Below are 20,596 nucleotides of genomic sequence, written 5' to 3'. Positions count from 1 at the left end.
AGACATGTCCGACCTGCAGCGCGAAGTCTCCGAGCTGGAGAGCAAGTCCGCGACCGCCGCCCGGCTCTTCGACATCCGGCGCATCATCGGCGGCCTGTTCGTGGTGTACGGAGTGATCGTCACGATCGCCGGCATCAGCCCGTCCGACGCCGACCTGAAGAAGGCCGAAGGCGTCCACATCAACCTGTGGACCGGGCTCGCGATGCTGGCCCTCGGTCTGTTCTTCCTCGTCTGGCTGAAGCTGCGCCCCACGGCGCCGCCCACGCCCGGGGACGTACAGGAGTAGGACCCCGACCCATGGCACCGCATACGGGGCCGGAGCCCGCCCGGGCTCCGGCCCCGTATGCGGTGGCGCCGCTCACCGGCGGCTCTGAAGCTGCGCGGGTGCGGGATCCGGACAAGGATCGGAACTGTCCGACAGGCGGGAGGGCTGACGACGGCAGGGAGCGTGATGCTTGATGAGCGGCAACCCCTCGCACAGAGCAAGGCTCCGGTACTGGTTCGACAACACCATGTCCCGCGGCACCCCGGCGCTGATCGGCTGGCTCTCGGCGATCTGCCTGGTGATCGTGATCCCGGTGAGCGTGCTGCTCGTGTGGGCGGACAAGAACACCCCCACGACCCTCGGCAACCAGCTCGTCTCCGTGTGGCAGAACACCGCGGAGACCTTCAATCTCGGCGGTGCGGTCGGCACGCCCGCGTTCGTCGCGTTCTCCGTGATCCTCGCCCTGGTGGCCCTGTTCTTCGCCAGCACCCTCGTCGGTCTGATCACCTCGGGCGTCAACCGCAAGATCATGGATCTGCGCAAGGGCCGCTCGCTGGTCCTGGAGAAGCAGCACACCGTGCTCCTCGGCTGGTCGGACCAGGTCTTCCCGATCGTCTCCGAGCTGGTGGAGGCCAACTCCAATCTGCGCCGGTCGGCGGTGGTGATCCTCGCCGACAAGGACAAGGTGGAGATGGAGGACGAGATCCATACGAAGGTGCCGGACACCGGCACCACCAAGGTGATCTGCCGCACCGGAAGCCCCATGGACCCCACCGACATCGGCCTGGTCAACCCGCACGACGCACGCTCGATCATCGTGCTGACCCCGGCCGCCGAGAGCCCGGCCGGGCCGCGGGCCTGCGCCTGTGAGGACGGCGGGGACGCGGAGGTCGTCAAGACCCTGCTCGCCGTGACCCAGAGCCCGCAGCGGCGCGAGCAGCCGTACCACATCGTCGCGGCCGTGAGCTGCGGCCACAATCTCGAGGCGACCCGGCTGGCCGGCGGCGCGGAGGCCTGTGTCGCGAGCATCGACGACATCTCCGCGCGGCTGATCGTGCAGACCAGCCGCCAGCCCGGTCTCTCCGTGATCTACCTCGACCTCCTGAACTACGCGGGCGACGAGTTCTACATGTCCGCCGAGCCCACGCTCGTCGGCCGGAGCTACGGCGAGGCGCTCCTGGCGTACGACACCTCCTCGCCCGTCGGGCTCCTGCGCGGCGCCGACGGGGCGATCGCGCTCAATCCGGCGCCGGACACCGTCATCGCCGAGGGCGACCGGATCATCGCGGTGTCGCGCGACGACAACACCGTGGTCGTCTCGGACTTCCCGTACGAGATCGACGAGGCCGCGATCGTCTCGCCGCGGCCGCGCGAGGAGCAGCCCGAATCGGTCCTCGTGCTCGGCTGGAACCGGCGGGCGGTCACGATCATCACGCAGCTCGACACCTATGTGACGGCCGGTTCGCGGCTCCATGTCGTGGCCCGCGGGGACGAGGCGAAGATCGCGGTGGAGGCGGTGCGCGAGCAGCTGCGGAATCTGGACGCGTCCTGCGAGAGGGGTGACATCACCCGGCCCGGCACGCTCAAGTCACTCGACATCGGCGGCTACGACCATGTGATCGTGCTCGGCTACGACGACATCGACAGCGCCCAGGCCGACAACCAGACGCTGGTCACGCTGCTTCACCTGCGCGATCTGGAGAACACCCTGGGCCGTGAGCTGCCGGTGGTCACCGAGATGACCGACGACCGGAACCGGGCGCTGGCGCCCATCAGCGAGAGCGATGACTTCATCGTCAGCGACAAGGTGATCAGTCTGCTGATGACCCAGGTGTCGGAGAACCGTCATCTGGCCCGGGTGTTCGACGATCTCTTCGCCGCGGAAGGCTGCGAGATCTATCTCAAGCCGGCCGGTGACTATGTCGCGCTCCAGCACGACGTCGACTTCTACACGGTGGTGGAATCGGCCCGCCGCCAGGGCCACTCCGCGATCGGCTACCGCCGCCAGTCCGAGGCCGCCCTCCCGCCGTCCTTCGGCATCCGCCTCAACCCGGACAAGAAGCAGCGGCTGTCCTTCGCGGCGGGGGACAGCGTGATCGTGGTGGCTCAGGCCTGAGGGGGCCCTTCCCGTGAAGGGTTGACGTCTCCGACGGGGGCGCCCGAATGACAATGCATCCCACCCCGTCCCCTCACGCCGGTACGCGGCTGCGGCTTTCGTCCCGCACCTTGTCGACTTCCGACAAAAATCGCACCAGGCGCATCACGGTAAACAGCAGACCGGACACGGGAACCCGCAGCACGACCAGTTCTGCAATAACCCTTCCGCCACCCGCCCCCGCCCGTACTCTGATGCTCAGCACCGGTGGGGGCCGGTGCCGATCAGGGGGCGAGACAGTCGGGTACGGCGCCAGGAGCGGGGTAACACTCACCACACGGCGGCGGCCGTGGACCACGGTGATGTGCGCTCCGGACGCCGTACCTGCGCCGTACGCCCCTGAGGGGGTCCGGGGATCCGCGGCTACAGCCGCCTCGCCATCTCCCCGGAAGATGGAGCCTGGGGGTTTCACGTGGTTCGAATCCGGGTCCTGGTGGTCGACGACCATCGCATCTTCGCCGAATCGCTCGCCGCGGCCCTTGCCGCCGAGCCCGATGTGGACGTGGCCGCGGCCGGCAGCGGCCCTGCCGCGCTGCGCAGCATGGAGCGGGCGACGACCGAGGGGCGCCGGTTCGACGTACTGCTCGTGGACGCCGACCTCGGCAGCACCGTGCCCGGCGCACGCCTGCCCCTGCACGACAGCGCCGAGCCGGGTCCGGACGGTTTCGTCGACGGCATCTCCCTTGTCACGGGCATCCGTTCGAGCCAGCCGGCCGTACGGACCGTGGTGCTCGCCGAGAAGGACGACCCGCGCCGAGCCGCGCTCGCGCTGCAGGCCGGAGCGTCGGGCTGGGTGGCCAAGGACTGCTCGCTGTCGCGGCTTCTCACGGTGATACGGGGTGTCCTGAGGGACGAGACCCACTTGCCGCCCGCGCTTCTCACCGGCGTACTGCGGGAGTTGACCGCCGCGCGCAAGCACCGCACCGAGAGCGAACGCCTTGTCGAATCACTGACACCGCGTGAGCGCGAGGTGCTGCGGTGCATGGTGGCCGGCCTGGGGCGCAAAGCCGTCGCCGAGCGCCTCTTCCTTTCACCGCACACCGTTCGGACCCATATGCAGAACGTGCTGGGCAAGCTCGGTGTGCACTCGACCCTGGCCGCTGTCGCGCTCGCGCGACGGGCCGGTGTCGGACCCGTGGACCTAGCCGGGGATGTTGTCGAACGGGGCGGTCAACTGGCGTAGCAGCGCCGCCAGTTCGCCGCGCTGACCGCGGGACAGCTCCGCGAGGATGGCCCGCTCCTGGTCGAGCAGGCCCGCGAGGGCCTGGTCGGCGCGGTCGCGCCCTTCGGGCGTCAGGCGGACCAGCACGCCTCGGCGGTCACTGGGGTCGGGCAGCCGCTCGACCAGGCCTTTCTTGGCAAGCCGGTCGATACGGTTGGTCATCGTGCCGGACGTCACCAGCGTCTGCTGGAGCAGCTGCCCGGGGGAGAGCTGATACGGAGCGCCCGCACGCCGCAGCGAGGTGAGCACATCGAACTCCCACGGTTCGAGGTGGTGCTCGGAGAAAGCGAGACGGCGCGCACGGTCGAGATGGCGCGCGAGCCTGCTCACCCGGCTCAGTACCTCGAGTGGTTCCACGTCGAGGTCAGGGCGCTCTCGGCGCCAAGCCGCGACCAGCCGATCGACCTCGTCCTCCATGGCGATCAGTGTAAGGGGTCCCTCGACATGAAGTCTCTTGACGTCAAGAGATAATTCGGGTTCGCTTGGGGCATCGTCGCCCAACAAGCGACCTCCGCTTCGTCCTTCCGCACCAGGCAGGGAGCTCGAACATGCATTCCGCACCAACCTGGGACCCCCAGCAATACCTGCGTCACTCAGGCCACAGGACGCGTCCCTTTCTCGACCTGCTCGCAAGGATCCCCGTACTGCCGGATCCCGACGGTCTGCCGATACGCATCGCCGATCTGGGCTGCGGCCCCGGGAACGTCACGGTGCTGCTCGCCGAACGCTGGCCCGCGGCCCGTATCACCGGCTTCGACAACTCACCGGAGATGCTGGAGCGGGCCGCGAAGTACGCGGGCACGACCGGCGGCGGAGGCACGCTGGACTTCCGGCCCGCCGACGCCGCGCACTGGACGCCCGACGGCGCCTACGACCTGATCGTCTCCAACGCCGCGCTGCAGTGGGTGCCCAACCACCCCGAGTCGTTCCCGCTCTGGATCGGCCATCTGCGCCCGGGCGGCACCTTCGCCTTCCAGGTCCCCGGCAACTTCACCTCGCCCAGCCACGCCCTGCTCGGCGAACTCTGCGACGCGCCCCAGTGGCGCGAACGGCTCGGTGAGCACGGCCGGCGCTTCGTGCACGTCCTCGAGCCGGCCGAGTACCTGACCCGGCTGACCGACCTCGGCTGCGCGGTGGACGTCTGGGAGACCACGTACTCCCAACTCCTGACCGGCGACGACCCGGTCCTCGACTGGGTCAAGGGCACGGCGCTGCGCCCGGTCCTGACGGCGCTCGCGGACGACCCGGAGGCCACCCGCGAATTCCTCGCCGAATACCGCGACTTGCTCCGCAAGGCCTACCCCCAGGGCCCGCACGGCACGGTCTTCCCCTTCCGCCGCATCTTCGCGGTGGCCCGCAAACCGAAGGGGTGAGCCGGCGGCAACCGCCGGGAGTTCCCGGAGCCGGTGACGTGAACGAGAAGGGCCGGGGTGCACGCACCCCGGCCCTTCTCTCCCAGCTCACACCTCAAGCTTTGCGATGCCCTATCAACCGCGGCTTCGCCTCCAGATTGCCCAGACCGTGCCAGGCCAGGTTCACCAGATGCGCCGCCACATCGGCCTTCTTCGGCTTACGGGTGGTCAGCCACCACTGCCCGGTCAGCGCGACCGAGCCGACAAGCGCCTGCGCGTACAGGGGTGCGAGCTTGGGGTCGAAGCCGCGGGCCTTGAACTCCTTGGCGAGGATGTGCTCGACCCGCGTGGCGATGTCCGAGATGAGCGAGGCGAACGTGCCCGTGGACTGCGTGACGGGGGAGTCACGGACCAGAACGCGGAAGCCGTCCGTGTACTCCTCGATGTAGTCGAGGAGCGCGAACGCCGCCTGCTCGCACAGCTCACGCGGATGGCCCGCCGTGAGCGAGCTGGTCACCATGTCGAGCAGACGCTGCATCTCGCGGTCCACGACCACCGCGTACAGACCCTCTTTACCGCCGAAGTGCTCGTACACGACGGGCTTGGAGACCCCCGCCTTCGCGGCGATCTCCTCGACGGACGTCCCCTCGAAGCCCTTCTCGGCGAACAGCGTCCTCCCGATGTCCAGGAGCTGCTGCCGGCGCTCCGCCCCGGTCATCCGCGTCCTGCGCGTCCGCCGGGGCTTTTCGCTGCCGCTGTCTGAAGTGCTCGATTCGTCGCCCACGGCACCCATCATGCCGCGTCGGCCACGGGTGCCTTACGGCGGGACGCGATGCGCTCCTCGGACGGCCAGCGCACGTCATACGCCCAGCCCAGCTGTTCGCACCAGCGGATGATCCGCGCGGAGGAGTCCAGCTGCCCGCGCATCACACCGTGCCGGGCGGACGTCGGGTCGGCGTGGTGCAGGTTGTGCCACGACTCGCCGCAGGACAGCACGGCCAGCCACCACACGTTGCCCGAGCGGTCACGGGACTTGAACGGGCGCTTGCCGACCGCGTGGCAGATCGAGTTGATCGACCAGGTCACGTGGTGAAGGAGGGCGACCCGTACGAGAGAACCCCAGAAGAACGCGGTGAACGCGCCCCACCAGGACATCGTGACCAGACCGCCCACGATCGGCGGGATCGCCAGGGACAGCATCGTCCAGAAGATGAAGTTGCGGGAGATGCTGCGGATCGCCGGGTCCTTGATCAGATCCGGGGCGTACTTGTCCTGGGGCGTCTGCTCCTCGTCGAACATCCAGCCGATGTGCGCCCACCACAGCCCCTTCATCAGGGCCGGCACCGTCTCCCCGAACCGCCACGGCGAGTGGGGGTCGCCCTCGGCGTCGGAGAACTTGTGGTGCTTGCGGTGGTCGGCGACCCAGCGGACGAGAGGGCCCTCGACGGCCATCGAACCGGCGATCGCGAGCGCGATCCGCAGCGGGCGCTTGGCCTTGAAGGAGCCGTGCGTGAAGTAGCGGTGGAAGCCGATGGTCACGCCGTGGCAGCCCAGGTAGTACATGAAGACGAGCAGGCCGAGGTCGAGCCAGCTCACCCCCCAGCCCCAGGCGAGCGGAACCGCGGCCAGGATCGCGAGAAACGGGACCGTGATGAAGAGCAGCAACGTGATCTGTTCGAGCGAGCGCTTCTGCTCACCGCCGAGAGTGGCCGACGGCAGGGGTGCGGCGCCCGCTGCGTCCTTCGGGGATTCGTCGAGCAGGTCGGAGCTCGTGGTCATGGGCGTTTCCCTGTGGGGTCGGGGGACTGTTTGGCAGGTGATCGACCCGTATGTCTGGACCTACGGGCCCGTAACCTACGGCGTCGTAAGTATGGCAGCGGCCCCTGCGAGGACAAGAGAACCGACGGTGGAGGCCCGGTCTCGAATGGGCATCCGTTCAAGGCGCATATCCTGGGTGGCGTCGGACAGCGTGGTCCGCAATGAGTCTTCCCCTCACTGCAAGGAGCCGCACCTGTGAGCAGTGCCGACCACCAGACCGCCGGCGTGAGCCCTGCCGAACAGAACGCCGGCGCGGAGCTGCGCGCCGATATCCGCCGCCTCGGCGACCTGCTCGGCGAGACCCTGGTACGCCAGGAGGGCACCGAGCTCCTCGAGCTCGTCGAACGCGTACGGGCCCTGACCCGCAGCGACGGCGAAGCCGCCGCGCAGCTGCTCGGCGAGACCGAGCTCGAAACCGCGGCCAAGCTGGTGCGCGCCTTCTCCACGTACTTCCACCTCGCGAACGTCACCGAGCAGGTGCACCGCGGCCGGGAGCTGCGCACCCGCCGCGATGCCGAGGGTTCGACGCTCGCGCGCACCGCCGATCTGCTCAAGGACGCCGATGCCGAGCATCTGCGCCAGACCGTCCAGCACCTCAACGTGCGCCCCGTGTTCACCGCGCACCCCACCGAGGCCGCCCGCCGCTCGGTCCTGACCAAGCTGCGCCGGATCGCCGAGCTGCTCGACTCCTCCGTGTCCGCGGCCGACCGCCGCCGGCTCGATCTGCGCCTGGCCGAGAACATCGACCTGGTGTGGCAGACCGACGAGCTCCGGGTCGTACGGCCCGAACCCGCGGACGAGGCGCGCAACGCGATCTACTACCTCGACGAGCTGCACTCCGGGGCCGTCGGCGACGTCCTGGAGGACCTCACCGCCGAACTGGAGCGCATCGGCGTCGAACTCCCGCCGGGTACCCGTCCGCTCACCTTTGGAACCTGGATCGGCGGCGACCGCGACGGCAACCCCAATGTGACGCCCGCCGTCACCTGGGACGTGCTGATCCTCCAGCACGAGCACGGCATCACCGACGCGCTCGACCTGATCGACCACCTGCGCAGCCTGCTCTCCAACTCCATCCGCTACACCGGCGCCACGGAGGAGCTGCTCACCTCCCTCCAGGCCGACCTGGAGCGCCTGCCGGAGATCAGCCCCCGCTACAAGCGCCTCAACTCCGAGGAGCCGTACCGGCTCAAGGCCACCTGCGTACGGCAGAAGCTGGTCAACACCCGCGAGCGCCTCGCCAAGGGCACCCCGCACGAGCCGGGCCGCGACTACCTCGGCACCGGTGAGCTCCTTCACGACCTCACCCTCATCCAGACCTCGTTGCGCGCCCACCGCGGCGGCCTGTTCGCCGACGGCCGCATGGACCGTACGATCCGTACCCTCGCCGCCTTCGGCCTTCAGCTCGCCACCATGGACGTACGCGAGCACGCGGACGCCCACCACCACGCGCTCGGCCAGCTCTTCGACCGGCTCGGCGAGGAGTCCTGGCGCTACGCGGACATGCCGCGCGAGTACCGCCAGAAGCTGCTCGCCAAGGAGCTGCGCTCCCGGCGCCCGCTCGCCCCGTCGCCCGCGCCGCTCGACGCCGCCGGCGAGAAGACCCTCGGTGTCTTCCACACGGTCAAGAAGGCCCTGGAGGTCTTCGGGCCCGAGGTCGTCGAGTCGTACATCATCTCGATGTGCCAGGGCGCCGACGACGTCTTCGCCGCCGCCGTCCTCGCACGCGAGGCCGGCCTGGTGGACCTGCACGCCGGCTGGGCGAAGATCGGCATCGTGCCGCTCCTGGAGACCACCGACGAGCTGCGCGCCGCCGACGTCATCCTCGACGAGATGCTCGCCGACCCCTCGTACCGCCGGCTCGTCTCGCTGCGCGGCGATGTGCAGGAGGTCATGCTCGGGTACTCGGACTCCTCCAAGTTCGGCGGCATCACCACCTCGCAGTGGGAGATCCACCGCGCCCAGCGCCGTCTGCGCGACGTCGCGCACCGCTACGGCGTGCGGCTCCGTCTCTTCCACGGCCGCGGCGGCACCGTCGGCCGCGGCGGCGGCCCCTCGCACGACGCGATCCTCGCGCAGCCGTGGGGCACGCTCGAAGGCGAGATCAAGGTGACCGAGCAGGGCGAGGTCATCTCCGACAAGTACCTCGTGCCGTCCCTCGCCCGCGAGAACCTCGAACTGACCGTCGCCGCCACGCTGCAGGCCTCCGCCCTGCACACCGCGCCGCGCCAGTCCGACGAGGCGCTCGCCCGCTGGGACGCCGCGATGGACACGGTCTCCGAGGCCGCGCACTCCGCGTACCGCAAGCTGGTCGAGGACCCGGACCTGCCGACGTACTTCCTGGCCTCGACCCCCGTCGACCAGCTCGCCGACCTGCACCTCGGCTCGCGGCCCTCCCGCCGCCCCGGCTCGGGCGTCTCCCTGGACGGTCTGCGGGCCATCCCGTGGGTGTTCGGCTGGACCCAGTCACGGCAGATCGTGCCCGGCTGGTTCGGCGTCGGCTCCGGCCTCAAGGCGCTGCGCGAAGCCGGCCTGGAGACCGTCCTGGAAGAGATGCACGAGCACTGGCACTTCTTCCGCAACTTCCTCTCCAACGTGGAGATGACGCTCGCGAAGACCGACCTGCGCATCGCCCAGCACTACGTGGACACCCTCGTGCCGGACGAGCTCAAGCACGTCTTCGAGACCATCAAGGCCGAGCACGACCTGACGGTCTCCGAAGTCCTGCGCATCACCGGCGGCGAGGAACTCCTCGACAGCCACCCGGTGCTCCAGCAGACCTTCGCGATCCGCGACGCCTACCTCGACCCGATCTCGTACCTCCAGGTCACCCTGCTCAAGCGGCAGCGTGACGCGGCGGCCGCGGGCGAGGAACCGGACGCGCTGCTCAGCCGGGCCCTGCTCCTGACGGTCAACGGTGTGGCGGCGGGTCTGCGCAACACCGGCTGATCCGTCCCCTTTTGAGGTGCCCCGTACCGCCTGTGGTGGTGCGGGGCACCGTTATGTCCGGCTTGCGGAGCGAGAGTTGACCGGCCGTGGTGCCATGGCCAAGGATCGCCGCCATGCCCCCCGCAGCCTCCGCCCGCACCCAGGCGGCCCTGAGCGCCGCCCGCACCACCGCGATGGCCGCGCTGGCGGTGCTGCTCGTCGTCGTCGGCGTCTGGACCTCCTGGTCCACGGCCCAGCACGTGCTCTTCACCAAAGGCCGCGAACGCGGCGAGATGACGATCTCCCGCTGCGACGACAACCGCTGCGAAGGCAGCTTCAAGCCGCTCTCACCGGGCGCACAGCCCCACACGAAGATCACCATCGAGGAGTCCATCGGCACCAAGAAGGGCGCCACACTCCCCGTCGTCCTCAAACCCAACACCACCCAGGCCGTACGCGGCGGCGGCGCCGGGTTCTTCGACGCGTGGGTACCGCTCGGCGGCGCGCTGCTCATGGCCGCCGTGGTCGTCGGCGGCGGACTGCGGCTCGCACGGGTGGCGTGGGGGACCGCGGCGGCGGGGGCGCTGCTGCTGTTCGGGGCGTTCCTGCTCGTCTAGCAGGCTGGTACAGCGGCTACGGGCTACGAGTTGTACGAGCTCTGCGCCCGCTCCAACCCCTCCGTCACCAGGGCCTCCACCGCATCCGCGCCCCGGTCCACGAGGTAGTCCAGCTCCTTGCGCTCCGTGGCCGAGAAATCCTTCAGGACGAAATCCGCGACCTGCATACGGCCCGGTGGCCGCCCGATCCCGAAACGCACCCGGTGATAGTCCGGACCCATCGCCTTCGTCATCGACTTCAGTCCGTTGTGCCCGTTGTCCCCGCCGCCCAGCTTCAGCCGGAACGTGCCGTAGTCGATGTCCAGCTCGTCATGGATCGCGACGATGTTCGCCGTCGGGATCTTGTAGAAGTCCCGCAGCGCCGTCACCGGACCACCGGACAGATTCATGTACGACATCGGCTTCGCGAGCACGACCCGGCGCGACCCTGGCCCCATCGGACCGATCCGCCCCTCGAGGACCTGCGCCTGCGCCTTCCCGTGCCGCTTGAACGCGCCACCCATCCGCGAAGCCAGCAGGTCCGCGACCATGAAGCCCACGTTGTGACGGTTGGCCGCATAGCCGGGGCCCGGGTTGCCCAGGCCCACGATCAGCCAGGGCGCGTTGGCGTCGGTCGTCATGCGGAGTGCTCTCCCTCGTACAAGAAGCGGGCGGCATACGAAAACGGGGTGGTGGACCGGAACCGGTCCACCACCCCGTCAAGTCAAGCAGAGGTTACTGCTCAGGCCTCCGCGGAGGCCTCGTCGCCCTCGGCACCCTCGGCGGCCGGCTCCTCGGCCTGCGCGGACAGGACCTGCAGCACGACGGCGTCGGCGTCGGTGTCCAGGGTCGTGCCGGAGGGCAGCGGGATGTCCTTGGCGAGGATCGAGTCACCGGCGGTCAGACCCGCGATCGAGACCGTGACGGACTCGGGGATGTGGGTGGCCTCGGCCTCGACGGACAGGGTGTTCAGGACGTGCTCGAGCAGGAACGCGCCCGGGGCCAGCTCGCCCTCGGTGTTCACGTAGACCTCGACGGTGACCTTCTCGCCGCGCTTCACCAGGAGCAGGTCGATGTGCTCGAGGAAGCCCTTCAGCGGGTCACGGGTGACCGACTTCGGGATGGCCAGCTCGGTCTTGCCGTCGATCTCGAGCGCGAGCAGCACGTTCGGGGTACGGACGGCGAGCGAGAGCTCGTGGCCCGGGAGGGTCAGGTGGACCGGGTCGGTGCCGTGACCGTAGAGGACACCGGGAACCTTGTTCTCACGGCGGATACGGCGGGCGGCGCCCTTGCCGAACTCGGAACGGATCTCAGTGGCGAGCTTTACCTCGGACATGCGCACTCCTCGTAGAAAAGAAAAAAGTTGTGGCGGTCACCCGGCCACAACGACTGGCCACGAAGGCCTGCTACGAAGAGCGCGTCGATAACGGACCGCCTGCACCCACTCCGTATCCGGAAATGAGTACGGCCTCCCTCGCCGAGCAACTTCGACAGTCTACTCGGCAGGGAGGCCGCAACCCAAAACGATCAAGCCCGAAGGGCTGTGAGGATGCTTACTGCTCCTCGAAGAGGCTGGTCACAGAACCATCCTCGAAGATTTCCTTCACCGCGTCCGCGATGGTCGGAGCGATCGACAGGACCGTGATCTTGTCGAGCTCCAGCTCGCTCGGCGTCGGCAGGGTGTTCGTGAAGACGAACTCGCTGACCTTGGAATTCTTCAGCCGGTCCGCGGCCGGACCCGACAGCACGCCATGCGTGGCCGTCACGATGACGTCCTCCGCACCATGCGCGAACAGGGCATCGGCGGCGGCACAGATCGTGCCACCCGTGTCGATCATGTCGTCGACCAGGATGCAGATACGGCCCTCGACATCACCGACCACCTCGTGCACGGTGACCTGGTTCGCGACGTCCTTGTCACGGCGCTTGTGCACGATCGCCAGCGGCGCACCGAGACGGTCGCACCAGCGGTCGGCGACGCGCACACGGCCCGCGTCCGGGGAGACCACGGTCAGCTTCGAGCGGTCCACCTTGTGCCCCACGTAATCCGCGAGCAGCGGCAGCGCGAACAGGTGGTCCACCGGGCCGTCGAAGAAGCCCACGATCTGGTCGGTGTGCAGATCGACCGTGACAATACGGTCGGCGCCCGCCGTCTTCATCAGATCCGCGACCAGCTTGGCCGAAATCGGCTCACGGCCACGGTGCTTCTTGTCCTGACGGGCATAGCCGTAGAACGGCACGACCACCGTGATCGAACGGGCCGACGCGCGCTTCAGCGCGTCGATCATGATCAACTGCTCCATGATCCACTTATTGATCGGAGCCGTGTGGCTCTGGATCAGGAAGCAGTCCGCACCACGAGCCGACTCCTCGTAACGGACATAGATCTCACCATTCGCGAAGTCGAAGGCCTTGGTCGGGACCAAACCGACCCCCAGGTGATGGGCGACCTCCTCCGCCAGCTCAGGGTGGGCGCGGCCGGAGAAGAGCATCAACTTCTTCTCGCCGGTCGTCTTGAACCCGCTCACAGCACAGTCTCCTCAGAGGTGTTCGATCGCCGCCCGGTACCCGCGAAACCCGCGTACGAGCAAGCCGACAAAATGCGTGCGTCTATCACGGTACGCCGCCTCAGACGCACCTGTTTTCCGTCAGCTCTCACCGTCGGACTTCCCGGACGCCGCCTCCGCGGCCTTCGCGGCAGCACTGCCCGGACGCTTACGGGCCACCCAGCCCTCGATATTCCGCTGCTGACCACGGGCGACAGCCAGCGAACCAGCCGGCACATCCTTCGTGATCACCGAACCCGCAGCGGTGTACGCACCATCCCCGACCGTGACAGGAGCCACAAACATGTTGTCGGAACCCGTCTTGCAATGCGATCCCACGGTCGTGTGGTGCTTCGCCTCACCGTCATAGTTCACGAAGACACTCGCCGCACCGATGTTCGTGTAGTCACCGATCGTCGCATCACCCACATACGACAGATGCGGCACCTTCGTACCCTCACCGATCGTCGCGTTCTTCGTCTCGACATACGTGCCGATCTTGGCCTTCACACCCAGCCTCGTACCCGGCCGCAGATAGGCGAACGGGCCCACACTCGCGCCCTCACCGATCTCCGAGCTGTACGCCACCGCGTTGTCCACCCGGGCATCCGCGCCGACCTTCGTGTCCGTCAGACGGCAGTTGGGCCCGACCTCCGCACCCGCCGCCACATGCGTACGGCCAAGCAACTGCGTACCCGGATGCACCAGCGCATCCGGCTCGAACGTCACCGTCGCATCCACGAACGTCGACGCCGGATCCACCACCGTCACACCCGCCAGCATCGCCTCGGTCAGCAGCCGGTCGTTGAGAATCCGACGCGCCTCGGACAACTGCACACGATTGTTGATCCCGGAAATCTCACGATGGTCGCCGGCGACACTCGCCCCGACCCGGTGCCCGGCCTCCCGCAGAATCCCCAGGACATCCGTCAGATACTCCTCACCCTGACTGTTGTCCGTACGCACCTTCCCCAGCGCATCCGCAAGCAGCCGGCCATCGAACGCGAACACCCCCGAGTTGATCTCCCGGATCGCCCGCTGCGACTCACTCGCGTCCTTGTGCTCCACGATCGCCGTCACCGCACCCGACACCCCGTCACGCACGATCCGGCCGTAACCCGTCGCATCCGGCATCTCCGCCGTCAGCACGGTGACCGCGTTCCCGTCGGCTACATGGGTCTCGGCGAGCTTCTTCAGCGTCGCGCCCGTCAGAAGCGGGGTATCCCCACACACCACGATCACAGTGCCGTCCACCGCACCACCCAGCGGCTCCAGACCCATACGGACCGCATGCCCGGTCCCGTTCTGCTGCTCCTGCACCGCGGTACGCGCGGCCGGGTCGATCTCGGCAAGATGCGCGGCGACCTGCTCACGCCCGTGCCCGACGACCACGACGAGCTCCTGGGGGGAGAGCTCGCGAGCTGCGGTGACCACGTGCCCGACGAGGGTCCGGCCACAGATCTCGTGCAGCACCTTCGGGGTGCGCGACTTCATACGGGTGCCCTCACCCGCTGCAAGGACGACGACGGCTGCCGGGCTGTTGGCGCTCACGGGGGTGCCCTTCGGCTTCGGATGTTGTGCGGGGGGACATCCGCAGGATACCGGGGGGTCCTTGGGGGGAAACGCGGACGGGTCCTGACCACTTGGTCAGGACCCGTCCCGAGCGTTGCTCCGCCACCAGGACTCGAACCCGGACAAAGGCCACCAAAAGACCCTGTGCTGCCGCTTACACCATGGCGGATTGCTGGATCAGAGGATACCGGAGTCGCCATCGCTGCCAAGCACGATTCCGTTCCACCAGCCTTCGACGCGACGGTAGAGCTCGGCGCTCTTCAGTACCCCGACCACCAGGCATCCCCGGTAGTTCTCGCCGACGTTCTTACGGATCGTTTTCGGGTTGTGCTTCTTGATGGTGGTCTTCTGGAACTCGTCCACGCTGACGCCCACCTGGTCTGCCCAGTACCGCTCGGCGCCTTCCACGTCGGCTGTCAGGTGAATCATGACGCGGTATCTGAGGTTCTCGGGTGCCACGCCGAGCAGCTTCAGCCAAGCGAGATAGACCTTGATAACTCCCGGATCGCTGTTGACGAACAGCACCTTCTCGCGACGCGAATACGACTTGTCCTTGGCTCCTTCCGCCCAGTACAGGGCAGCTCCGACGAGAAGCAGATCTCGTTCGCTGAGCGCGCCGATCTCCCCGGCGGAGACGCGCTTTGTCGCCCGCCGCTCCTCCTCACGTCTCGCCAGCGTGGCCTCCCAGCCCCGCCTAGCGATGGCGGAGGCTTCCTCACGGGTGCGCGTCCGCTCCGGCTTCGGCAGATCCCGTACCCACAGCGAGATCGAACTCTTCGAGCACCCGAGCTCCACCTGGATCTGGTCGTACGTCATGCCCTGGAGCCGTAACTCCCGGGCCTTGGCTCTCAGGTCGTCCTTGGCGTTGGGGCGCTTCGTCCACTCCGGCGCCGGCTCGCCCTCGAGGAGTCGGTTGAGCAGATCGTTGTTGTCGACGTGCAGGTGGTCGCGGATCTGGCGTCGGCTGAGCCCGGCCCGTCGCAGTGCGACGGCCTGTTCCCGGAGCCCCTCGAAGTCGGCGTACTTGCTCGTGATTTCTGTCATGTGGTGATCGTGGTCCGGAATGCGGACGTCCGGGTCGAAAGCCTGAGCGGTTCAGTTGTTCGAGGGAAAATGGGGCGTTTGGCGTGCGTTCGCGAATCGGCCGCCTAGTGCGCCGTACCGGAAACTCACCGGAAAAGCGGACCGGCCCGCCCGTAGGCTGGAAGGCATGACCACGACGGGGGAGACGCACCACGAGGCGGCCGGGGGGCTGTGGTGGTGGGATCGGCGGCGGAGTGCCGTATTCGATATCGGGCTTGCGGTGCTGTCCGCGGCCGAGTGTGCGGTGGAGGGGTTTGCGTTTGCCCGGCGCGGGGGTTTGCCGGTCGGTGTCGGGGTGCTGGTCGGGCTGATCGTCGGGGCGGTGCTGGTGCTGCGGCGGCAGTGGCCGATCGCTGTGGTGCTCGTGTCGATCGCGGTGTCGCCGGCGAGCATGGGTTTTCTGCTGACGGTCATAGGGCTGTATTCGCTCGCCGCCTCGGACGTTCCTCGCCGGATCACCGGCTGTCTCGCCGGGATGTCGCTGCTCGGCACGTTGATCGTGCTCTGGGCGCGGATGGCGCAGGACCAGGACCGGTTGGAGTTCGGCGGGTGGTTCGTGCCGTTCATGGCGGTGACGATGTCGCTCGGCGTGACCGGTCCGCCGGTGTGCATGGGGTTGTACGTGGGTGCGCGGCGGCGGTTGATGGAGTCGCTGACGGAGCGGGCGGATTCGCTGGAGCGGGAGCTTCAGCTCCTTGCGGAGCGGGCCGAGGAGCGGGCCGAGTGGGCGCGCAATGAGGAGCGGACGCGGATCGCGCGCGAGATGCATGACGTGGTGGCGCACCGGGTGTCGTTGATGGTGGTGCATGCGGCGGCCTTGCAGGCGGTGGCGCGGAAGGATCCGGAGAAGGCCGTGAAGAACGCGGCGCTCGTCGGGGACATGGGGCGGCAGGCGTTGACCGAGTTGCGGGAGATGCTCGGGGTGCTGCGGTCTCATGAGCCGAAGGGGGTGTCGGCGTCCTCGGGTGCGGGTGCGGCTGCGGGTTCGTACGGGTCCGCGTCTGGGCAGGCGTCCGAGACTTCGGCTTCGGCTTCGCGTGCGCCGCTCGCCGCGGTGGGTGCGGCTGCTGCCGCGGCGGCGTTCCGTGCGGAGGTGGAGCAGGGGCCGTGTCTGGCCGAGGTGGATGCGCTGGTGGAGCAGTCGCGGGCCGCGGGGATGGCGGTGGATCTTTCGGTGGAGGGGGAGGCCGTTCCGTGTGATCGCGAGGTGGAGCAGACGGCGTTCCGGGTGATCCAGGAGGGTCTGACGAACGTCCACAAGCATGCGCCGGGGGCGAAGGCACGGGTGCGGCTTGCGCATCGGCCGGGTGAGGTGGCGATGCAGGTGGAGAACGGGCCGTCGCCGGATGGCGCGGATGACGGGGCCCGGCTGCCGAGTGGCGGGAACGGTCTGGTGGGGATGCGGGAGCGGGTGACCGCGCTCGGGGGAGTGTTCGTGGCGGGGCCGACGGACAGTGGGGGGTTCCGGGTCTCGGCGGTGATTCCGACGGTGTCGGCGGGGGGTGGCTGAGCCACTCGACCACCGGCCTGGCTGAGTGGCTGAGCCACCGGACCGCTGGACCGTGAGCTTGGCTGAGTGGCTGAGCCACTCGACCACCGGCCCGTCGGCCTGGCTCAGTGGCTGAGCCACCCGACCACCAGCCTGGCCCACTGGCTGAGCCACCCGACCGCCAGCCCACCAGCCTGGCCCAGTGGCTGAGCCACTCACCCAGACGTAAGCCGCACCGGCACCGCCCCCGACAGCAGTGCGGTGAGGGCGGTGTCGACGTCGGGGCCGAGGTACCAGTCGCCGGAGTGGTCGAGGCTGTAGGCGCGGCCGGTGGCGTCGACGGCGAGCAGTCCCTGCCCTGCCGAGTCGACGCCGAGCGGGCAGACCTCCGTGTCGAGCGCGCGTCCGAGGTCGCCGAGGGTGCGGGCCATGTGCAGGCCGTGCAGCGGGTCGAAGTGCACGGTGGCGGGGGCGATCTGGCGGCCGGGGCCGCTCGGCGTGAGGTGGAGTCCGCCGAATTCGGCCCAGGCCTCGACCGCGGCGGGGAAGACCGTGTGCCGGTGTCCGGCGGGTGACACGTGCGAGCGCAGTGCGTCGGCCCAGTACTCGGCGCGCTTGATGTCCCAGCGTCCGGGCTGCCAGCCGGCTTCGCGCAGGACTGCGTCGACCGTGATGGGGAAGCGGGTCGTGGATGTGCGGTCGGCTGACGTCAACGTGCGTTCCCCGTGGCGGTGTCGGTCGGCTCCGGTTCGACGATGCGTACGCCGAAGTGGGCGATGAGGGCGGTGCAGGAGCGGCAGGGCGGGGCGAAGCTGCCGTGCAGCGGGTCGCCGTCCTCGCGGATGCGGCGGGTGGTCAGCTTGGCGTGCTTGAGGGCTTTGCGGGCCTCGCCGCCGGTGAGGGGTTTGCGCTGGGCGCGTTTGGAGCGTGTCGTCTCGTGTGCGGTCAAGTGCCGTGAGATCAGGGTGACTTCCGGACATCGGCCGGTGAATCTCTCGCGCTGGCCGCTGGTGAGGGTGTCGAGGAAGTCCTGGACGAGCGGGTGCAGCGGGGGCGGGGTGTCGCCGCGGCCCGCGGTGGCGGTGAGGGTTTCACCGCGTACGGAGAGTGCGGCGGCGACGGTGGGAAGGATGCCGTCGCGGCGGTGGCTCAGGACCGGCGGGGACTGTTCGTCCTCGGTCGACCATGTCAGGCGTGGATCGCCTGGTTTGGCTGGTGTCGATGATGTTTGTGCGGTGTGCATTGGTGATGCATCCCTCCCCGTGCCGCGGCGGTGGCCGCTCCCCCGTGTTGTGCGTGCACTCCCCCGAGTGCGGTGACAGCCTGCCAAATGGGGCGGGTGATGCGGAAGGCGGGATCAAATGTCCCTTCCGCGCCGGGGTAATTGTCCGTTCCGTTACGCACACGGTTTCGCCTCACTGTCACGGCTGTGTGACAGCTGGTCATGGTGCCGGAGGCCCGGTGACCGGTGTTGCGCCAGCGCATAGGCTGGGGCGCGACAAGCCATACGTATGGGCCGTACGAACAGTGCCGCAGGGGGCAACCGCCATGACGACAGGTCGGCTCGGGGAGGGCGCGCCGCCCAGTGCTTCAGGCTGGGCGCAGGCCGCGCCGCCGAACGCGGCCTACGCCGGTCAGACCGTGCACTTCCCGGACCCGGTGCGTGCGGGCCGGCATCCCCATGGGGTGCGCATGGATGACCGCGGCTTCCCGGACTTCTCCGCCTACGCCCGCGCGGCGGCCGAGATCGCGGAGCCCCCGGAGGGCTTCGGGGTCGACGAGCTGCGCCTGACGGATTACGTGTCGGCGAACGCGGCGATGGCCGCGCAGGGGCATGACCTGTGGGACACGATCCCGGCGGTGGCGACCCCGCACGGCTGGACCTGGCACCACGTGCCGGGCACGCGCCGGCTCGAACTGGTCCCCGTCGAGGTCAAGGCGCTCCTTCGCCACCACGGCGGTCTGGCCACGGCGGATGTCGACCAGAACAAGCGCGGTACGCGTCCGTTGCAGGAGACCCGGCCCTCGCACTTCGGTCTGCCGAAGGCGTCGGTGGCGGTGACGGAGCAGCAACTCCTTGGCGTAGAAGAGGACTTGGGGTATCGGCTGCCGGGCGCGTATCGCGCGTTCCTGAAGGCGGCCGGCGGTTGCGCGCCCGTGGGTGCCGCGCTGGATGCCGAGTTGGGGCTGCTGATCGACCAGCCGTTCTTCACGGTCCGCGACGAGGCGGCGGTCAATGACCTCGTCTACATCAACAAGTGTCTGCGCGACCACCTCACCAAGGACTACCTGGGGGTGGCGTTCGTGCAGGGCGGCATCCTCGCGGTGAAGGTGAAGGGTGAGCGGGCCGGTTCGGTCTGGTTCTGCGCGTACGACGACGCACGGGACAGCGGCGAGACGGCCTCCTGGTCGGTCGCCGAACGCGTACAGCGGCTGCTGCTGCCGTGCGGTGAGGACTTCGACGCATTTCTGGCGCGGCTCGCGGGTAATCCGCCCGAGCTGGAGACCGTGGCCAACCTGATGGTGGACGGCGGCTTCGCGCGCGCCGTCCCGGTGGGGGAGTGACCTTCCGATGGTGACCTTCGCGCAGGCGCAGGAGCGCGCGGAAGAGTGGATCAACGGCGATGTGCCCGCGTACCAGCATCGTGAGGTGCGGGTGCGGGAGTTCGACCTCGGTTTCGTCGTGTGGGCGGAGGACCGTGAGGACGGTCCGCGGCTCGACGGCGGCCGGCAGCGGCTCGTCATCGCCCGCGACAGCGGCGAGGCGACGCTGTGGCCTTCGCTGCCGGTGGGTGAGGTGATCCGGCGGTACGAGGAGGAGTACGGCGCCGTCGACGCGGGGGCGGCTGCCGCCGAACCCGCGAAGCCCGAGCGGGTCGACCTCAATCAGACCTCCTTCCTGCTGACTCCGCCGGAGTGGTTGCAGGAGGCGGCGGACCGGATGGGGATTCCGGACCGGCGGGACGCGGGTGCGGGTGCGGGTCCAGGGGCGTCCGCGTCCTCGGCTTCTTCTGCTTCGTCCGTCTCTTCGGACTCCTCCGGGTCTTCCGGTTCTTCCGGCGGTACGGGGCCGGGGATCGGGGCCGCCCCTGCGGCGCCGTCGCCGATTCCCGCGCCCGCCCCGACGCCCGCTCCGGCTCCTGCGCCCGCCCCCGCGCCGGCTGCCGCCTCCGCCGACGACCGTGCGCAGAGCGGCAGTTCGGGTGCTCCGGCCGGTGGCACGGCCTGGCCGAGCGCGGGAGGTGCGGCGCCCGCCGCGCCCGAGAGCGCGACGCCGTGGGCCGGTACCGACACCAACGGTGCCGACCAGCCCGCGACGATGTTCGCCCCGCCGCTGTCGGGTTCGGACGACGACTCCGAGACCCCGCCGTCCGCGGCCGCGCCCGAGGCCAAGACCGCGCTGATGTCGGGCGGCAGCCAGCTGCCGCCGACCGCCGTCTCGCCGGCCATAGGCGGACCGGATCCGTCGTACGGCTACCCGCAGCAGCAGCCCCAGCAGCCGGGTCAGGCCACGCCGCCGCCCGCCTCCACCGCCCCCGGCCCGGGCACGCCGCCGCCGGCGCCCGCGCC

18 protein-coding genes, 1 tRNA gene and 1 pseudogene are annotated in these 20,596 nt (G+C 69.1%); 9 read left to right on the top strand and 11 right to left on the bottom strand.

Annotated elements, in window-relative coordinates:
* The first annotated feature begins 4 nt into the window (after positions 1-4).
* The 3 genes from G6045_RS22095 (at position 5) to G6045_RS22085 (ending at position 3,603) form a co-directional block, all read left to right on the top strand.
* Positions 5-286: a hypothetical protein gene (locus G6045_RS22095; RefSeq protein ID WP_165333780.1), complete on the top strand. Its 282-nt coding sequence runs from the start codon at positions 5-7 to the stop codon at positions 284-286.
* Positions 287-458: 172 nt separating this feature from the next.
* Positions 459-2,381, top strand: a complete 1,923-nt coding sequence (locus tag G6045_RS22090) for a CASTOR/POLLUX-related putative ion channel (protein WP_165333779.1) — start codon at positions 459-461, stop codon at positions 2,379-2,381.
* 451 nt (positions 2,382-2,832) lie between these two features.
* Complete coding sequence (locus tag G6045_RS22085; protein ID WP_165333778.1) at positions 2,833-3,603, top strand: LuxR C-terminal-related transcriptional regulator; 771 nt, start codon at positions 2,833-2,835, stop codon at positions 3,601-3,603.
* Here the strand turns inward: G6045_RS22085 and G6045_RS22080 are convergent.
* Positions 3,562-4,059 carry a MarR family winged helix-turn-helix transcriptional regulator gene (locus G6045_RS22080; RefSeq protein WP_165333777.1) on the bottom strand — a complete coding sequence of 166 codons (498 nt, stop codon included), beginning with the start codon at positions 4,057-4,059 and terminating at the stop codon, positions 3,562-3,564. The two genes, G6045_RS22085 and G6045_RS22080, sit on opposite strands and share 42 nt — an antisense overlap.
* Positions 4,060-4,190: 131 nt before the next feature.
* Here G6045_RS22080 and G6045_RS22075 point away from each other — a divergent pair, with 131 nt between their 5' ends.
* The gene (locus G6045_RS22075; protein ID WP_165333776.1) at positions 4,191-5,015 is read left to right on the top strand and encodes a trans-aconitate 2-methyltransferase; all 825 of its coding nucleotides are present in this window, start codon (positions 4,191-4,193) and stop codon (positions 5,013-5,015) included.
* 94 nt (positions 5,016-5,109) lie between these two features.
* Here the strand turns inward: G6045_RS22075 and G6045_RS22070 are convergent, their stop codons facing one another.
* Together G6045_RS22070 and G6045_RS22065 are read right to left on the bottom strand one after the other, a co-directional pair.
* The gene (locus G6045_RS22070; RefSeq protein WP_408056353.1) at positions 5,110-5,787 is read right to left on the bottom strand and encodes a TetR/AcrR family transcriptional regulator; all 678 of its coding nucleotides are present in this window, start codon (positions 5,785-5,787) and stop codon (positions 5,110-5,112) included.
* Positions 5,787-6,773, bottom strand: a complete 987-nt coding sequence (locus G6045_RS22065) for an acyl-CoA desaturase (RefSeq protein ID WP_165333774.1) — start codon at positions 6,771-6,773, stop codon at positions 5,787-5,789. The genes G6045_RS22070 and G6045_RS22065 overlap by 1 nt, the downstream gene beginning before the upstream one ends.
* Before the next feature lie 234 nt (positions 6,774-7,007).
* On the opposite strand from G6045_RS22065, the gene ppc reads away from it, so the two are divergent.
* Positions 7,008-9,761: a phosphoenolpyruvate carboxylase gene (ppc, locus tag G6045_RS22060; protein ID WP_408056352.1), complete on the top strand. Its 2,754-nt coding sequence runs from the start codon at positions 7,008-7,010 to the stop codon at positions 9,759-9,761.
* Between the two features lie 113 nt (positions 9,762-9,874).
* A complete protein-coding gene (locus G6045_RS22055) occupies positions 9,875-10,357 on the top strand; it encodes a hypothetical protein (protein WP_235968167.1) in 483 nt (160 codons plus the stop codon).
* A gap of 23 nt (positions 10,358-10,380) precedes the next feature.
* Here G6045_RS22055 and pth read toward each other — a convergent pair whose 3' ends face one another.
* The 6 genes from pth to G6045_RS22025 form a co-directional block, all read right to left on the bottom strand.
* The gene (pth, locus tag G6045_RS22050; protein ID WP_165333773.1) at positions 10,381-10,977 is read right to left on the bottom strand and encodes an aminoacyl-tRNA hydrolase; all 597 of its coding nucleotides are present in this window, start codon (positions 10,975-10,977) and stop codon (positions 10,381-10,383) included.
* A 101-nt stretch (positions 10,978-11,078) separates the two neighbouring features.
* A complete protein-coding gene (locus G6045_RS22045; RefSeq protein WP_165333772.1) occupies positions 11,079-11,672 on the bottom strand; it encodes a 50S ribosomal protein L25/general stress protein Ctc in 594 nt (197 codons plus the stop codon).
* Positions 11,673-11,889: 217 nt separating this feature from the next.
* On the bottom strand, positions 11,890-12,864 hold the full coding sequence (locus G6045_RS22040) for a ribose-phosphate diphosphokinase (RefSeq protein WP_165333771.1): 975 nt from the start codon (positions 12,862-12,864) through the stop codon (positions 11,890-11,892).
* Between the two features lie 120 nt (positions 12,865-12,984).
* On the bottom strand, positions 12,985-14,433 hold the full coding sequence (gene glmU / locus G6045_RS22035) for a bifunctional UDP-N-acetylglucosamine diphosphorylase/glucosamine-1-phosphate N-acetyltransferase GlmU (protein WP_165333770.1): 1,449 nt from the start codon (positions 14,431-14,433) through the stop codon (positions 12,985-12,987).
* 118 nt (positions 14,434-14,551) lie between these two features.
* Positions 14,552-14,623: transfer RNA gene (locus tag G6045_RS22030), tRNA-Gln, on the bottom strand.
* Between the two features lie 8 nt (positions 14,624-14,631).
* A complete protein-coding gene (locus G6045_RS22025; protein ID WP_165333769.1) occupies positions 14,632-15,498 on the bottom strand; it encodes a hypothetical protein in 867 nt (288 codons plus the stop codon).
* A 166-nt stretch (positions 15,499-15,664) separates the two neighbouring features.
* Here G6045_RS22025 and G6045_RS22020 point away from each other — a divergent pair, with 166 nt between their 5' ends.
* The gene (locus tag G6045_RS22020) at positions 15,665-17,047 is read left to right on the top strand and encodes a sensor histidine kinase (RefSeq protein WP_165333768.1); all 1,383 of its coding nucleotides are present in this window, start codon (positions 15,665-15,667) and stop codon (positions 17,045-17,047) included.
* A 194-nt stretch (positions 17,048-17,241) separates the two neighbouring features.
* Here the strand turns inward: G6045_RS22020 and G6045_RS22015 are convergent, their stop codons facing one another.
* Positions 17,242-17,739, bottom strand: a complete 498-nt coding sequence (locus tag G6045_RS22015; RefSeq protein WP_165333767.1) for an SUKH-3 domain-containing protein — start codon at positions 17,737-17,739, stop codon at positions 17,242-17,244.
* Positions 17,736-18,269 (bottom strand): YwqJ-related putative deaminase, encoded by a 534-nt coding sequence (locus G6045_RS22010; RefSeq protein ID WP_165333766.1) that lies wholly within the window; start codon positions 18,267-18,269, stop codon positions 17,736-17,738. Before G6045_RS22010 ends, G6045_RS22015 begins: the two co-directional genes overlap by 4 nt.
* Positions 18,270-18,574: 305 nt before the next feature.
* Between G6045_RS22010 and G6045_RS22005 the strand changes: the two genes are divergently transcribed.
* Positions 18,575-19,591, top strand: a complete 1,017-nt coding sequence (locus G6045_RS22005) for an SMI1/KNR4 family protein (RefSeq protein ID WP_165333765.1) — start codon at positions 18,575-18,577, stop codon at positions 19,589-19,591.
* 7 nt (positions 19,592-19,598) lie between these two features.
* Positions 19,599-20,596: pseudogene (locus tag G6045_RS22000) on the top strand (SUKH-4 family immunity protein); the annotation flags it as partial.

Origin of the sequence: Streptomyces mesophilus (assembly GCF_011044995.1) — a bacterium.
Lineage (GTDB): Bacteria > Actinomycetota > Actinomycetes > Streptomycetales > Streptomycetaceae > Streptomyces > Streptomyces mesophilus.
The sequence above is the reverse complement of the archived record's forward strand: the minus strand, read 5'-3'. Positions and strand labels throughout refer to the sequence as shown.